General features: G+C 61.0%; 10 protein-coding genes and 1 pseudogene. 3 read left to right on the top strand and 8 right to left on the bottom strand.

Going from position 1 to position 11,760, the window contains the following annotated elements; all coding sequences use genetic code 11:
- Window positions 1-9: 9 nt before the first annotated feature.
- From ACJJVH_RS21650 to ACJJVH_RS21630, 5 genes and pseudogenes are all read right to left on the bottom strand, one after another.
- Complete coding sequence (locus ACJJVH_RS21650; RefSeq protein ID WP_412066098.1) at window positions 10-729, bottom strand: SDR family oxidoreductase; 720 nt, start codon at window positions 727-729, stop codon at window positions 10-12.
- Window positions 710-2,365 carry an amino acid ABC transporter permease gene (locus ACJJVH_RS21645; protein WP_412066097.1) on the bottom strand — a complete coding sequence of 552 codons (1,656 nt, stop codon included), beginning with the start codon at window positions 2,363-2,365 and terminating at the stop codon, window positions 710-712. The genes ACJJVH_RS21650 and ACJJVH_RS21645 overlap by 20 nt, the downstream gene beginning before the upstream one ends.
- Before the next feature lie 66 nt (window positions 2,366-2,431).
- The gene (locus ACJJVH_RS21640) at window positions 2,432-3,178 is read right to left on the bottom strand and encodes a transporter substrate-binding domain-containing protein (RefSeq protein WP_412066096.1); all 747 of its coding nucleotides are present in this window, start codon (window positions 3,176-3,178) and stop codon (window positions 2,432-2,434) included.
- A 279-nt stretch (window positions 3,179-3,457) separates the two neighbouring features.
- Entirely contained in the window at window positions 3,458-4,492 is a 1,035-nt protein-coding gene (locus ACJJVH_RS21635; protein WP_412066095.1) for a substrate-binding domain-containing protein, read from the bottom strand.
- Window positions 4,493-4,505: 13 nt separating this feature from the next.
- Window positions 4,506-4,733: pseudogene (locus ACJJVH_RS21630) on the bottom strand (glycoside hydrolase family 37); the annotation flags it as partial.
- Window positions 4,734-4,999: 266 nt separating this feature from the next.
- Between ACJJVH_RS21630 and ACJJVH_RS21625 the strand changes: the two are divergent.
- A complete protein-coding gene (locus tag ACJJVH_RS21625) occupies window positions 5,000-6,082 on the top strand; it encodes a MerR family transcriptional regulator (protein ID WP_412066094.1) in 1,083 nt (360 codons plus the stop codon).
- A 57-nt stretch (window positions 6,083-6,139) separates the two neighbouring features.
- Here ACJJVH_RS21625 and ACJJVH_RS21620 read toward each other — a convergent pair whose 3' ends face one another.
- Window positions 6,140-7,474 carry an aspartate aminotransferase family protein gene (locus tag ACJJVH_RS21620; protein ID WP_113370178.1) on the bottom strand — a complete coding sequence of 445 codons (1,335 nt, stop codon included), beginning with the start codon at window positions 7,472-7,474 and terminating at the stop codon, window positions 6,140-6,142.
- A 143-nt stretch (window positions 7,475-7,617) separates the two neighbouring features.
- Here ACJJVH_RS21620 and ACJJVH_RS21615 point away from each other — a divergent pair, with 143 nt between their 5' ends.
- Window positions 7,618-8,166 carry a cupin domain-containing protein gene (locus ACJJVH_RS21615; RefSeq protein WP_112800236.1) on the top strand — a complete coding sequence of 183 codons (549 nt, stop codon included), beginning with the start codon at window positions 7,618-7,620 and terminating at the stop codon, window positions 8,164-8,166.
- Between the two features lie 38 nt (window positions 8,167-8,204).
- Here ACJJVH_RS21615 and ACJJVH_RS21610 read toward each other — a convergent pair whose 3' ends face one another.
- Window positions 8,205-10,049: a cytochrome c biogenesis protein DipZ gene (locus ACJJVH_RS21610; RefSeq protein WP_412066093.1), complete on the bottom strand. Its 1,845-nt coding sequence runs from the start codon at window positions 10,047-10,049 to the stop codon at window positions 8,205-8,207.
- 18 nt (window positions 10,050-10,067) lie between these two features.
- Window positions 10,068-10,556, bottom strand: coding sequence for a peptide-methionine (R)-S-oxide reductase MsrB (gene msrB / locus ACJJVH_RS21605; RefSeq protein ID WP_113357370.1), 489 nt, complete (start codon window positions 10,554-10,556; stop codon window positions 10,068-10,070).
- A 596-nt stretch (window positions 10,557-11,152) separates the two neighbouring features.
- Between msrB and ACJJVH_RS21600 the strand changes: the two genes are divergently transcribed.
- On the top strand, window positions 11,153-11,725 hold the full coding sequence (locus ACJJVH_RS21600) for a GNAT family N-acetyltransferase (protein WP_412066092.1): 573 nt from the start codon (window positions 11,153-11,155) through the stop codon (window positions 11,723-11,725).
- Window positions 11,726-11,760 lie beyond the last annotated feature (35 nt).

The raw sequence follows: 11,760 nt of genomic DNA, 5'->3' as shown, positions 1-11,760 counted from the left end.
CCCTTTCCCTTACCAAGATACAGTCTTGCCGTCGTAGGCCCGGAAACTGCCGGTGACGGCCATCGTCGTCTTGTCGATCAGGGCCTTCAACCCTTGCGCACTTTGCGCGATATCGACGACGGCATCCGGCCCGCCCATGTCCGTACGGACCCAGCCCGGATGGAGCGAGATGACGGCGATGCCGTCACGCTGAAAATCCTGCGCGAGCTTCACCGTCGCCATGTTCAACGCCGCCTTCGAGCACCGATAGGCATAATCGCCGTCATCGTCATCGACGGTGCCTTCCGCGAGCGAACCGGCGCGGCTGCCGATATTGACCACGAGCTTGCGTCGGCCCGCGAGGAGATTGGGCCGGAGCGCCCGCGCGATCAGCAACGGCGCCAGCGCATTGATGCGCATGACCTCCAAGAAATCATCGGCAGCGAGCGAGTCCAGACCGCCTGTGTCGCCACGAATGGCGGCATTGTTGATAACGATATCGATCGCCTCGCCTTCGAGAGCTTTGCCGAGCGCCTTGATCGACGCGGCATCTCCCACATCGAGAAAATAGGGCAGCATGGAAGCCTTCGGCTCCGGCGGCATCTGGCGCATGCATGCCATCACGCGCCAGCCCGCTTGGGCATAGAGCGAGGCGAGCGCATGGCCGAGGCCGCGCGACGCGCCGGTCACAAGGACCGTGCCGGCGGTCGTGTACGACCCTGCGGAACGATCAGCGATGCTTGACGTCATACTTCTTCTCGACGAGGCTAACGAAGCTTGCGGCGGCAAGCGTCAGCAGGATGTAGAGAACCGCTGCGGAGTTATACGGCGCAAACGGCAGGAAGCTCGCCGACTGGAACTCGCGCATGCGCTGCGTGATGTCGCGGATCGACAGGATCGACAGCAGCGAGGTGTCCTTCAGTATGGCGATGAGTTCGTTGCCAAGCGGCGGGATGATGATGCGGAATGCCTGCGGCAGGATGACCAGCCGCGCAGTCTGCCAGCGATTGAGCCCGATGCTTGCCGCCGCCTCGATCTGGCCGGCCGGGATGGCATTGATGCCGGAGCGGAAGATTTCCGCAAGGTAGGCCGAATAGGCAAGCGCCATCGCGACGATGCCGCGCATCAGGTTCGGGGGATCGAACACACCCTGCGTCGCATCCTTCAGGGCGCCGCTCAGCGGCAGGCCGACATAGAGGACGATGACGAGCATCGGAATACCGCGGATCGTATCGACGATGAACTCGGAACCGATCGACAGGGGATGGCGGCGATGGAGAAAGCCGCCGAGGGTCAACAGGCCGATCACGATGGCAACGACCGCAAAGGTGATGCCCGCCGCACGATCACGATCGTTCAGCGCCTGCGTGCGCCAGATGACGGGCCAGTCGGAAGGAACCGATGCAGCCGGCAGCAGCGCACCGCTGACATCCTGCTTCTTGCCGATCGCGTCGATGGCCTGCTGCGGGGTCACAAAGGTCCTGACCGGCGTCTCCGTCTTGGGAGCACCCTCGTATTGACCGAAGCGCACCGCGCCGATGAGACCTGACGGAGTGTTGGTGACGATGCCGATCTTGCCGCCGAGCGTGCCGGCAAGAACATAGCCGTCGCGCGGCTGCAGCAGGAACCACGCCGAAAGCGCGGCAAGGCCGACCGTCATGACGATGAAGACCATCAGGCTCGAACGCGTATAACGCAGCTTCTGCAAACCGACCCAGACAAGGCCGAGAGCCGCGGCGAGAAGATAGGCGGCGATGGCAGCCCGGATTGTCGTCGCAAGACCGGAAGCGAAAGCGACATAGGCAATCAGGAACACAAAGGCGAGGCCTGCGCCATTGACGACGGCAAGGAGCCAGACGCCTGCGCGGCGCACGGCACTTTCGGCCGGCACCACGGCACGATTGCCGGCAGCGAGCAATCCGAGGCCGGCAACCAGCAGGAGCGCATAGGCCGGCCAGATCCAGGCTTCGACATGACGCACCATGACATCCGCCTCCGATGTCAATTGGCGCGGCGTGACACCCTTGACCACGAGGTCGGACTTGAATGGATCGACGCTATTGGCCACCACGGAGGCGATGAAGGGATGAACCATATCGCCGGCAAGGATGGCTGCCGTCGCGACCAGGCCAAGAAGCGCCGCAGCGATCGTCAGGCGCGGCCGCGCCACCTTCATCTTCGATAGAACGAGGACGGCGAGACCGGATGCGAACGCGATGGAAAGCAACAGAAATCCGGGCACGAAGGCCGAGGATCCCGGCTCCACGCCGAGGATCGCCTGCAGCGAGCGCTGATAGTCCGGAGACGATGCGAACAGATAGACGATGAAGGGCAGCGCCGCGAGAATGATCAGGTTGCTGGGCCGCACGCTTTTGATGAACAACATTCCGGCCTCCAGCGCCAGATCGAGCGGATGATGCCGGGAGCGCGGCACCGCGCGCCCGGCAAAAACTTACTTGAGACCCCAATACTTGGCGATCAGCTTATCCAGCGTGCCGTCCTTCTTGATCTCCTGAAGGCCCTCGTTGAAAGCTGCGACATTCTCGTCGCCCTTGCGGAAGACGAGGCCGATCGGATCCGATTGCAGGCCCTTGATGGAAGCGACCAGTTCGCCGGCAAATTCTCGCTCATAGGCGGCGGCGTTGGCGCCATTGATGACGACGCCGTCGACATCCTTGTTCTTGAGCGCGATGATCGCCGCGCTGAAGGTGTCGTAGGCGACGACATTCTCCTTGCCGACGAGGTTTTCCGCCACCTGCGCATCCGTGGTGTTGGCCTGCGCGGAAAGCTTGCGACCCTGCGCCTTGAACTGATCCATCGTGATGCCCTGATCTTCGACCCGCGTCAGTACGACCTGGCTGTTGACGATGTAGGGATCGGAGAAATCCATGGCCTTCTTACGCTCGTCGGTGATCGACACGCCGGAAGCCACCAGATCGAAATTGCCCTGATCGAGCGCGGCGAAGATGCCATCCCAGCCCGTCGTGACGAATTCGGCCTGGCAATGAATCTTGGCGCAGATCGCGTTGACGACATCGACATCGAAGCCGACGATCTGACCGCTGGCCGGATCGACGCTTTCCATCGGTGGCGACGTCGTGTCGGAACCGACCTTGAGCAGCTTGCCGCCGAGATCGGCGGCGTGGGCCGCGCCGGTCGCCAGTACGGCCAGCGCAAGCGTCACGACAAATTTCTTCATTTTCTTCCTCCTCAACCGTCGGCACCGCCACCCCGGCGGACACGACAAAACCCTTCAGAAGACCCAGCCCCTCGACGCCACCAATCCGATCTTCGCTTTACACTCTGGCTTCCTAACAAGGAATATAAACGTTTTCAATACAAATATAAACGTTTTTATCTACAAAACTCAAAGCTCCAACGAAGAAGCGCAGACATTGGAAAAACAAATGCAGGACCGATTCCGAAACAGGGAAAATGCCTCGGATGACGACAATCAGATGCGGGAACCACAGCCTGCTCAGCGCTTCGGAATCACGCGATCGTCCGAACGCTCGATCAGCTTGGGCATGATGAGCGCCTGAAGAGCCTGCGGCGGCTCGCCTTCCATCCGGCGCAGAATATAGGTTCCCAACAGCTCGCTCGGCTCGTTGATCGGCAGGAAATAGGTGGTGATCGGCGGCGCGAAATACTGACTGACATTGAGGTCGTCGGTCGCGTTGATCACCGCATCGCGCCCATGCACGAGGCCGCGCTCGTGAAAGCCGGAAAAAGCCCCGAGCGCAGAGGCTTCGTTGGCGCAAATATAGGCCGTGGGCGGATCGGCCAACCGGGACATCGTCAGCACGCTTTCGCGGCCGAAGGCGGGCGTCAGCCGGTCGTGGACCACAAGTTCCGGGTCGAACGGCAAGCCGGCGATGTCAAGAGCACCCCGATAGGCGTCGAGCCGGGTGATGGCGTAGCTCAGATCCGCCATCGGATTGATGAGCGCGATGCGCCGGTGGCCGCGCTCGACCAGCCGCGCGACCGAACGACGGATCATCTGCTCGTTGTCGGCATCGACATAGGCGTGCGGATCGTTGTGGATCGTCGTGCCGTAGGTGACGAAGGGAAAATCGGCGTCCTGCATGATGCGGATGCGGGGATCGTCGGCGCGCGTGCCCGAGACGATGATGCCATCGGCCTTCTTGAGCGAGACGATCTGCCGGATGGTCGCAAGGCTCTCCTCGAAATTGCGAACGGCGTAGAGGGAGACGCGGTAAGGACTTTCCTCGAGCGCCCAGGAGATGCCGCTGAGGAGCTGGGCATATTCGACGCCTTCCCATTCCTGCTGCTTCGGGCCGGGCGCGGTCATGATGGCGGCCACCTGATAGGTCTTGCCGGTGCGCAGCTGCACGCCGTGCATGTTCAGCTCGTAGCCGACGCGCTCGGCGGCCGCAACGACGATCGCGCGGGTTTCCGGGCGGACCTGCGGTGAATTCTTGAGAGCCTTCGATATGGTTGCGATCGAAAGGCCCGTCTCCTGCGCGATAGTCTTGATCGTCGGTCTCTGCATGCAGTTCGGCTCGCTACGGCTGTTTCATGGTGAGGAAGGCGGCCAGCAGGGTATGGACAGCGGATATCCAGGCGAAAGCCCGGTCGCGCAATCCCCTCCCCGACCGAGCGTCGAAGTTTTCGGCCATACCGCTTTTGGCGGCAAGAGAACAGAACTTTTCCGCGATCGCTCGCGCCACTTCCATCTCCCATTGCTTGCGCAGACCATCCCGGCCCAACAGCATCGACGGCGCCCGGATCGGTGATGCGCAGGATGTCAACGAGGGAGATTATCGATGCGAATGGGCGCCAACGGTTCCTCCTGCCGGCGATGTGGGCGCCGCGCTAAACGCTCACAGCAAAATAAAAACGTTTAACTCCTTTGTAAAGAGCCCAGTATCGTGTTTCCCGGGAGGTGTGGATGGCCGATTGGGAGACACCGTCCAGTCAAGTTTACCCATCACGCGAATTTCTCGCTTGAGCCGAACCTAACGTCATACCTTATGAGATAATTCCGAAGGAGTTCTCCATGTCAGGACACGCACACGACGAAGTTTTGATCACGGCTCTCGAATGCGCCGAGCGGATAGGGATAACTGTTCGAGCGCTGAGGCTCTATGAACAGCATGGTCTGATCTCGCCACGCCGCACCTCGAAACAATGGCGCCTCTACGGTCGCAATGAAATTACGCGCCTGAACGAAATTTTGGCCCTCAAAACCCTCGGCCTCAGCTTGCGCGACATCGAAAAACTCCTCCGGAACCATTCGACGGACTTGACCCATACTCTCTCGCTTCAGCGCGACGCCTTGAAGGAGACGAGAACGCGCGCAGAGCATGGATTGCAGGTGATCGATGCTTTGCAAGCGAAAATCGGATCGGGTGCCGTCGTCTCCATCGACGACCTAACGCATCTAGCAAGGGAAACGAACATGATCGAATCGTCAAAAGACACACCGGCCTGGCGCCGCTACGAACAGATGCGTCCGAGAACCGAAGTTGTCATGGATCCAGCACGGTTTACCAGCTTTGCCGGCGCCTACAGCACCGACGATGGCACGATTTCCCTAGTGTCCGAACGCGACGGCAAGCTTTTCTATCGCATCGTCGGACAGCAGGACATTGGTATATTCCCTGAAAGTGAAGACCGGTTCTTCATGAAGGAACTTCCCGTACAGATCTCATTCAATCGAGACGGCAATGGCAATATCCAAAGCCTGATCCATCACCAAGGCGGCTTTGAAGATCATGCGCAGAAAATGGACCTTAATCTTGCGCGGTCCATTGAGCAGAAGGTGACACAGCGCATTGAAGATCAGAGGCCAATGCCGGACAGCGAACTCATCCTGCGACGAGTGATCGAAGACCACGCGCGGGGAGAACCCGATATCGACGGCATGTCTCCCGGATTAGGGATCCTTGCAACAGAACAGAAGAATTTCATTCAAAGCGAGTTGGAGAGGGCGGGGCCGGTAAAAGCACTGTCGTTCAAGGGGGTTTCGTATGGCCTCGACATTTACGATGTCGAGTTTGAAAACTCCAAAATGGAATGGGGTTTCGCCCAAACGTTCAGGGGAAAGATCAGTCATCTCTATCTGCGTCCGACTTTTTAAAGCAGCGCGACCATGCCTCTGGCCAGCGCCAATCGCACCGGCCAGAGGCATGGATTGTCAGGCAGCTCGCTTCAGCGCGTCGCCGAGCACGGAGACGATCGTTTCGATCTCGGATCGCTCGATGATGAGCGGCGGGGAGAGAGCGATGATATCGCCGGTCACGCGTACCAGCAGGCCTTTGTGGAAGCAATCGACGAAGACGTCGTAGGCACGCGTGCCGGGAGCGCCGTCGCGCGGCGCAAGCTCGACGGCGCCGACGAGGCCGAGATTGCGGATATCGACCACATGCGGCAGGCCCTTCAGCGAGTGCAGCGCCGTCTGCCAATCGTCCGCCAGCTCGGCTGCACGCGTCAGCAGCCCTTCCTCCTCGTAGATCTCCATCGTTGCAAGGCCGGCGGCGCAGGCGACCGGATGTCCGGAATAGGTATAGCCGTGGAAAAGCTCGATCTGGTTTTCCGGGCCGGTCATCAGGCCATCATAGATCTTGCGGCTGGCAAAGACCGCACCCATCGGAATCGTGCCGTTGGTGATGCCCTTTGCCGTCGTGACGAGATCGGGAACGACGCCGAAATAATCGGTTCCAAAAGGCGTGCCGAGACGGCCGAAGCCGGTGATCACCTCATCGAAGATCAACAGGATGCCGTATTTGTCGGCGATGGCGCGCAGGCGTTCCAGATAGCCCTTGGGCGGCAGGATGACGCCGGCGGAGCCGGACATCGGCTCGACGATGACGGCGGCGATCGTTTCAGCGCCGTGCAGCGCAACCAGCCGCTCCAGATCCTCGGCAAGCTCGATGCCATGCGCCGGCAGGCCCTTGCTGAAGGCGTTACGCTCGACGTCGAGCGTATGACGCATGTGATCGGCGGGGATTTGCGGAAAGACGCGGCGGTTGTTGACGAGGCCACCCACGGAAATGCCGCCGAAGCCGACGCCGTGATACCCCTTTTCACGACCGATGACGCGGGTGCGCGTGCCCTGCCCGATCGCCCGCTGATAGGCGATGGCGATCTTGAGCGCGGTGTCGACGGATTCGGAACCCGATCCGGTGAAGAACACGCGGTCGAGCCCGCTTTCGGGGCCACCCGGCGCATGCGCGGCAAGCTTGGCGGCGAAATCGAAGGCGACGGGATGGCCCATCTGGAAGGTCGGAGCAAAGTCCATCGTGGAAAGCTGGCGCTCGACCGCCTGCACGATCTTCTTGCGCCCATGGCCGGCGTTGACGCACCAGAGACCCGCCGTACCGTCGAGTACCTTGTTGCCGTCGACATCGGTGTAATACATTCCGTCGGCGGCGACGATCAGCCGCGGCGCGGCCTTGAATTGCCGGTTCGCCGTAAACGGCATCCAGAAATTATCGAGAACAGGGGTATTGGGATGAGTGATCTTGTCCATGGTCGCCTCCATTGCGCTATCCCTGACATCAGCGATTTTCCTGTTCCGAACAAGTCCTTTTCTTATTGCCATTAACCTATTGATTTTACTTGATCGAAATGGGATGTTTTCGATATTTCGAACATCAGAAACCGGAGGCCGCAATGTCTGTCGATATCGGCAATCGCCTGCGTCATCTGCGCCTGGCGCGCAACCTTTCCCAGCGCGAGCTTGCAAAGCGCGCCGGCGTGACCAATTCGACAATCTCGCTGATCGAATCCAACTCGGCCAATCCATCCGTCGGCGCGCTGAAGCGCATCCTCGACGGCATCCCGATCGGTCTCGCCGAATTCTTCGCCTTCGAACCGGAAACGCCGAAGAAGGCTTTCTATGCCGCCGAGGAATTGGTCGAGATCGGCAAAGGCCCGATTTCCTACCGCCAGATCGGCGAGAATCTTTTCGGCCGCAGCCTGCAGATCCTGAAGGAGTGCTACCAGCCGGGGGCCGATACCGGCAAGGTGCCGCTGGTGCATGAAGGAGAGGAAGGCGGCATCGTCCTCTCCGGCCGCCTCGAAGTTACCGTCGACGACGAACGGCGCGTTCTCGGCCCCGGCGACGCTTATTATTTCGAAAGCCGCCGCCCGCATCGCTTCCGCTGTGTCGGGCCGGTGCCATGCGAGGTCATCAGCGCCTGCACGCCGCCCAGCTTCTGATGGTTGCCGGGCGGGTTCGCGGGGACTGACGAAATCCGTCAGCCGAACGTAAACGCGTAGGCCTGAGCGCCGGGATCGAGGAACTTGATCTCGAACGTATGGTCCGAAACCGGGCCGCTAGCGCGGACGAGCTGATAGAGCCGCTGGCCCGTCACCACGCCGTTGCCGTTTGCATCCGTATCGACGCCGTGACTGTCTGCCGGCGGCTTGCCATCGACGGTGATCTGGAAGCGCACGGGTTTTCCATCCGCCGACGGCCCCAGCACCAGATGCAGATCGCGGGCGTGGAAGCGATAGTAGAGACGGCTGTCGGCGCTGTTGGACGTGGCCTCCTGCGGACCGACGGTCCAGTTGCCGGCAAGGCCCCATTCGTTGAGTTTCGGCGTCGCCGCGACATAGTCGTGAGACGTATCGTTCACGGTGCCGGCATCGTCGACGAAGTTCTGGGCGCGAAGGTAGCCGACATAGGTTTCCGGCGACTGGACATCGGCCTCGTTGGAAGCGGCTTCGGCACCCGTCGCCTTCACATCGACGATATCATTGGACACGTTGGCCCTGCCCGCCTCGGCGAGGAGTTGCTGGATCACCCTTTCGGACTGATCGTAATCGCCTTCGCCGAAATGATGGTGGCGCACCTGCCCCTGGGCATCGATGAAGTAGTGGGCTGGCCAGTATTCATTGTCGAAGGCGCGCCAGATCGCATAGTTGTTGTCGATGGCGACGGGATAGGTAATACCGAGATCGGCAATGGCCTTCTTCACATTGTCGACGTTCTTTTCAAAGGCGAATTCGGGCGCGTGGACGCCGATGACGACGAGGCCCTGATCCTTATATTTCTGCGCCCATGCTTCGACATAGGGAATGGCACGCAGGCAATTGATGCAGGAATAGGTCCAGAAATCGACAAGGACGACCTTGCCTTTCAGACCGGCGGCAGTCAGCGGCGGCGAATTCAGCCATTGCACGGCGCCGTCGAGCGGAGGAACCGGCCCCTCGACCGGCAGCTGCGCTGCGGCAGGCTTCTGCGTCATTGCCATGGAGCCGCCGCCGGCCGCTCCATCGGGCTTTGCGTTCATCATCATCTGGTTTGTCGCGCTCATCATCGCGCCGCCGTCATTCTTCATGACGACGGATGAGGGCTTGTCCCTATCCTGGGCATGGAGGCGGTCGACCAGATCCTGTTCGAGCGATGCCGTGCTTGCGAGCGATGCCCGGGTCAGAAATCCCGTGTCGAGCCCCATCGCAATCGCCACCACCGCAACCAGCACGGCAATGCCGACACCGCGGCGCAGCCATTCGCCGACGCCGAGCGATTGCTTCATAGCCTGATAGACCTGGCCGCCGATCAGAAGCGCAAGCGCCAGCGATGTGGCGGCGCCCAACGCATAGGCGAGCAGCAGCAACGTCGTGCCGACGCTCGCGCCCTGCAGCGCGGCGCCTGTCAGAATGAGGCCAAGCACCGGACCTGCGCAGGGCGCCCAGAGCAGACCGGTCGCCACCCCCAGCAGCAGCGATGCCGCAACCGCTGACCCTCCGCTCCGGCTTGAGCGGTCGGCCGATTGCGACAGCCGCGCGCCGAGTGACACGAGAGGGCGCGTCAGACGATCCGAAAGCGACGGAAACAGGAGGACGATGCCGAAAAGCGCCAGCAGCGCCATCGCCGCATAACGCCCGTATTCATTGGCCGCAACGGCCCAGCCGCCGCCGAAGGCGGCAAGCGTCGCAACGGCGGCAAAGGTCGCCGCCATGCCGATCAGCATCGGCAGTGTGCTGCGCAGGAATGGCTGCCCGGCCCGCGCAAAAACGAATGGCAGGACAGGCAGAATGCAGGGGCTGACGATCGTCAAAACGCCGCCGAGGTAGGCAAGGATAAACAGAAGCATCGTTCGGTTCCTGATCGTTCAGGCAGTCGCTCTATGAAATTTCATGGCAACGCCGTTCATGCAGTAGCGAAGGCCGGTCGGCTTCGGCCCGTCATCGAAGACGTGGCCGAGATGGCCGCCGCAACGGCTGCAATGCACTTCGTCGCGCACCATGCCGAAGGACGCATCGCGCGATGTCGCCACGGCTCCGTCGATTGGCGCCCAGAAGCTTGGCCAGCCTGTACCGCTATCGAACTTCGTGGCTGACGAGAAGGCTTCCTGATCGCAGCCGGCACAAGCAAAGTTGCCCTTGCGATGCTCGTTCAGCAATTCGCTTGTGAAGGGGCGCTCGGTCCCCTCCTCTCTCAGAACGGCATATTGGTCGTCCGTCAGTATCTTATGCCATTCCTCGTCCGTGTGGGAAACGGGGAAATTCGCTGCATCCTTTGCTGCGGCGGAACCATAGCCCAGCCGCAAACCAAGGGCACCCAGAGCCGTTGCCAGAAGCATTCCTCGTCTGTTCAGCATCGAACCGTTCTCCTTCAGCGGATAGGCCGCCGGCTTCAGGGACATTTCCGGGCAGTGCCGTGCCCCCTCACTATGGATTACGGAAGAGAGGGCCATCTTGTTACACACATGCTGGTGAGAACACCAAAACGTGATCGGCGCCATTGTCTGCAAAGACCGGTTGCAGCGTTCAACATGCCGGGTATCACGGCGAAGGAAGGAGATTTCCGCAGCTCGCAGGCCCTGCGGTCATCAAAACCCGGGCGCAGGAACGTGGCCATTCAGGCATCGCTCGGCGAGAAAGGACCGGACCGCGAAAGGGGGTTCGCCCCTCGTAAACGGAACGCTTTCACGGCCGGTCCTGCCTTTCCTGCCGGCCAGGCCCGCAGGAGGCGGCGCTTTTGCGCGCTCATTGCGGCAACATATTGGCTGATGCTAAAGAATATGCGGCCCGCTCGGATCGCCCGACGCGGCGCAAAGGGCCGCATCAATCGCCTTCCCGCGGTCTGCGCGACATCGGCCGCAGATAGCGGTTTTCATTGCCGCCACACGCGCGGATACTCGGCTTCCACATCCTTTGGTTTCCATGGATAGGATTCATTGTCAGGACGTTCAGAATGACTGCACCATCGATCCCTCGTTCCTGCATGGAAACCGCTCGGCTCCGCTTGCGCCCCACATCGGCGGCGGACGCAGGGCGGGCATGGGAAATCCAGAGCGATTGGAACGTGACGCGCATGCTCAGCAACGCCACCTATCCTGCGAACGAGAAAGATATGGAGGAGTGGTTTACCGGTCACGAACGCGAATGGAAGGACGGCACCGCCTACCGCTTCGCCATCGAGCGGGCGGGGAGAATGATCGGTATCGTCGACGTCGACGGCATTGTCTGCGGTGAGGGCAGCCTTGGCTATTGGCTGGAAAAAACGGCCTGGGGCAAAGCCTATGCGTTCGAGGCAGCGCAAGCGCTGATCGGCTTCGCCTTTCGTGACGTCGGCCTGTCGCGGCTCGAATCCGGCCATGCATCCGACAATCCGGCATCCGGCCGAGTGCTGGCAAGACTGGGCTTCGTACCGACCGGCAGCAGGGAGCTTTTCTCGCGCTCGCGCCGCGAAACCATCGTCCAGTGCTGCTACACGCTTGAAAGGGATGCTCCGCATATCGGCCCCAAGACCGATACGACGGTTTGAGGATCTGCCTTCAACGCCGCAGGCTCGAAAGCGTC

The sequence above is a fragment of the Rhizobium sp. SYY.PMSO genome, assembly GCF_046840415.1.
Classification (GTDB): domain Bacteria; phylum Pseudomonadota; class Alphaproteobacteria; order Rhizobiales; family Rhizobiaceae; genus Rhizobium.
Note: the sequence above shows the minus strand (reverse complement) of the source record. Positions and strands in the feature narration are given on the sequence as shown.